The organism is Xenorhabdus budapestensis, from assembly GCF_002632465.1.
Taxonomy (GTDB): domain Bacteria; phylum Pseudomonadota; class Gammaproteobacteria; order Enterobacterales; family Enterobacteriaceae; genus Xenorhabdus; species Xenorhabdus budapestensis.
In genome coordinates this window covers 110,900-114,170 of sequence record NZ_NIBS01000003.1, presented here as the reverse complement: position 1 = coordinate 114,170, position 3,271 = coordinate 110,900, and the positions used below count along the sequence as shown (strand labels likewise).

2 rRNA genes are annotated in these 3,271 nt (G+C 54.4%); both read right to left on the bottom strand.

The features are described from left to right. Positions 1 to 2 precede the first annotated feature (2 nt). A 5S ribosomal RNA gene (gene rrf / locus Xbud_RS21575) occupies positions 3 to 118 on the bottom strand. A gap of 132 nt (positions 119 to 250) precedes the next feature. Then, positions 251 to 3,159 (bottom strand): 23S ribosomal RNA (locus Xbud_RS21570). Positions 3,160 to 3,271: the final 112 nt, after the last annotated feature.

Sequence of the window (3,271 nt, the reverse complement as noted above, 5' to 3'; positions counted from 1 at the left end):
ATGTCTGGCAGTGCCCTACTCTCACATGGGGAGACCCCACACTACCATCGGCGCTACGGCGTTTCACTGCTGAGTTCGGCATGGGGTCAGGTGGGACCACCGCGCTGTTGCCGCCAGACAAATCCTGTATTCAATCCCGAACAAGCTGCTTGTTATTTTCGTCCGTCACCGCTTCCGCGCCTATCGAAAATATACCTGAAACCCTGTCTTTCTCTCGTCTCTCAAACCCACAAAACCCCTTCGGTGTTGTCAGGTTAAGCCGCACGGGGCATTAGTACTGGTCAGCTCAACGTCTCGCAACGCTTACACACCCAGCCTATCCACGTCCTCGTCTCGGACGGCCCTTCAGGACTCTCCAGGAGTCAGGGAAGACTCATCTCAAGGCAAGTTTCCCGCTTAGATGCTTTCAGCGGTTATCTCTGCCGCACTTAGCTACCGGGCAGTGCCATTGGCATGACAACCCGTACACCAGTGGTGCGTCCACTCCGGTCCTCTCGTACTAGGAGCAGCCCCTTTCAGTCTTCCAGCGCCCACGGCAGATAGGGACCGAACTGTCTCACGACGTTCTAAACCCAGCTCGCGTACCACTTTAAATGGCGAACAGCCATACCCTTGGGACCTACTTCAGCCCCAGGATGTGATGAGCCGACATCGAGGTGCCAAACACCGCCGTCGATATGAACTCTTGGGCGGTATCAGCCTGTTATCCCCGGAGTACCTTTTATCCGTTGAGCGATGGCCCTTCCATGCAGAACCACCGGATCACTAAGACCTACTTTCGTACCTGCTCGCGCCGTCACGCTCGCAGTCAAGCCAGCTTATGCCTTTGCACTAACCTCACGATGTCCGACCGTGATTAGCTGACCTTCGTGCTCCTCCGTTACGCTTTGGGAGGAGACCGCCCCAGTCAAACTACCCGCCAGACACTGTCCGCAACCCGGATGACGGGCCTACGTTAGAACATCAAACATTCAAGGGTGGTATTTCAAGGATGGCTCCGTGCAGACTGGCGTCCGCACTTCACAGCCTCCCACCTATCCTACACATCAAGGCTCAAGGTTCAGTGTCAAGCTATAGTAAAGGTTCACGGGGTCTTTCCGTCTTGCCGCGGGTACACTGCATCTTCACAGCGAGTTCAATTTCACTGAGTCTCGGGTGGAGACAGCCTGGCCATCATTACGCCATTCGTGCAGGTCGGAACTTACCCGACAAGGAATTTCGCTACCTTAGGACCGTTATAGTTACGGCCGCCGTTTACTGGGGCTTCGATCAAGAGCTTCTCCCTGAGGATGACCCCATCAATTAACCTTCCAGCACCGGGCAGGCGTCACACCGTATACGTCCACTTTCGTGTTTGCACAGTGCTGTGTTTTTATTAAACAGTTGCAGCCAGCTGGTATCTGCGGCTGGCCTCGGCTCCAAGAGCATGTCTTTTCACCTGGCGCCAGCGTGCCTTCTCCCGAAGTTACGGCACCATTTTGCCTAGTTCCTTCACCCGAGTTCTCTCAAGCGCCTGAGTATTCTCTACCTGACCACCTGTGTCGGTTTGGGGTACGATTCCGTGTTACCTGGTGCTTAGAGGCTTTTCCTGGAAGCAGGGCATCTGTCACTTCAGCACCGTGGTGCCTCGTCATCACGCCTCAGTGTTGCGGATAACCGGATTTGCCGGGTTATCCCACCTACACGCTTAAACCGGGACGACCGTCGCCCGGATGACATAGCCTTCTCCGTCCCCCCTTCGCAGTAACACCGAGTACAGGAATATTAACCTGTTTCCCATCGACTACGCTTTTCAGCCTCGCCTTAGGGGCCGACTCACCCTGCCCCGATTAACGTTGGACAGGAACCCTTGGTCTTCCGGCGAGCGGGTTTTTCACCCGCTTTATCGTTACTTATGTCAGCATTCGCACTTCTGATACCTCCAGCAGACCTCACGGCCCGCCTTCGACGGCTTACAGAACGCTCCCCTACCCAGCAACACCGCAGTGTCGCTGCCGCAGCTTCGGTGCATGGTTTAGCCCCGTTACATCTTCCGCGCAGGCCGACTCGACCAGTGAGCTATTACGCTTTCTTTAAATGATGGCTGCTTCTAAGCCAACATCCTGGCTGTCTGAGCCTTCCCACTTCGTTTCCCACTTAACCATGACTTGGGGACCTTAGCTGGCGGTCTGGGTTGTTTCCCTCTTCACGACGGACGTTAGCACCCGCCGTGTGTCTCCCGTGATAACATTCTCCGGTATTCGCAGTTTGCATCGGGTTGGTAAGTCGGGATGACCCCCTAGCCGAAACAGTGCTCTACCCCCGGAGATGACTTCACGAGGCGCTACCTAAATAGCTTTCGGGGAGAACCAGCTATCTCCCGGTTTGATTGGCCTTTCACCCCCAGCCACAAGTCATCCGCTAATTTTTCAACATTAGTCGGTTCGGTCCTCCAGTTAGTGTTACCCAACCTTCAACCTGCCCATGGCTAGCTCACCGGGTTTCGGGTCTATACCCTGCAACTTAACGCCCAGTTAAGACTCGGTTTCCCTCCGGCTCCCCTATACGGTTAACCTTGCTACAGAATATAAGTCGCTGACCCATTATACAAAAGGTACGCAGTCACCCTGATAAATCAGGGCTCCCACTGCTTGTACGTACACGGTTTCAGGTTCTCTTTCACTCCCCTCGCCGGGGTTCTTTTCGCCTTTCCCTCACGGTACTGGTTCACTATCGGTCAGTCAGGAGTATTTAGCCTTGGAGGATGGTCCCCCCACATTCAGACAGGATACCACGTGTCCCGCCCTACTCTTCGAGCTCACAATACGCACGCCTTCGGATACGGGGCTGTCACCCTTTACTGCCGGCCTTTCCAGACCGTTCTCCTGACATGAATATCGCTGATGGCTCTGGGCTGCTCCCCGTTCGCTCGCCGCTACTGGGGGAATCTCGGTTGATTTCTTTTCCTCGGGGTACTGAGATGTTTCAGTTCCCCCGGTTCGCCTCCTTACCCTATGAATTCAGATAAGGATAGTGCAACGGATTGCACTGGGTTTCCCCATTCGGACATCGCCGGCTATAACGGGTCATATCACCTTACCGGCGCTTTTCGCAGATTAGCACGTCCTTCATCGCCTCTGACTGCCTAGGCATCCACCGTGTACGCTTAGTCGCTTAACCTCACAACCCGAAGGTGTCTTCGGACTGGAGTTTTGAGAGACTCATCAATACCGTCTTCCGACGCTACTGATTGTTTCAAATTTTCAGCTTGTTCCAGATTGTTAAAGAGCAA